1 protein-coding gene is annotated in these 312 nt (G+C 63.5%); it reads left to right on the forward strand.

All coding sequences use genetic code 11. The annotated features are described in order from the left end of the window. Window positions 1-20: 20 nt before the first annotated feature. The coding region (locus tag LH128_RS30565; RefSeq protein ID WP_327195333.1) for an RNA polymerase sigma factor region1.1 domain-containing protein at window positions 21-312 on the forward strand (292 nt) is incomplete at its 3' end.

A 312-nucleotide genomic window follows, 5' to 3' on the forward strand; every position in this document is an offset into this window, starting at 1 on the left:
TTGCCCTGCCGCAGGATCAGATGACCGCAGACCAGATCGAGGACGTCATGGCGGCGATGTCGGAGATGGGTATCAGGATCGTCGAGAACGAAGATGACCCGGATTCCGACGATACGCCCGCCGGGGGCGCCTTATCGCGCGAGGATGAGAGCGACGACGATCAGGCGCCTGGCAACGATGTGGGCGATGACGTAGCCGATGATGATATCGGGGGCGCCGACGACGGGGCAGTTTTCGAAAGCCGCGGGCCGAAGCCGAAAAAAGCGGAGAGCCTGGGCAGCACGGATGATCCCGTGCGCATGTACCTGCGCG

The sequence above is a fragment of the Sphingomonas sp. LH128 genome (assembly GCF_000293195.2).
GTDB lineage: Bacteria > Pseudomonadota > Alphaproteobacteria > Sphingomonadales > Sphingomonadaceae > Novosphingobium > Novosphingobium resinovorum_A.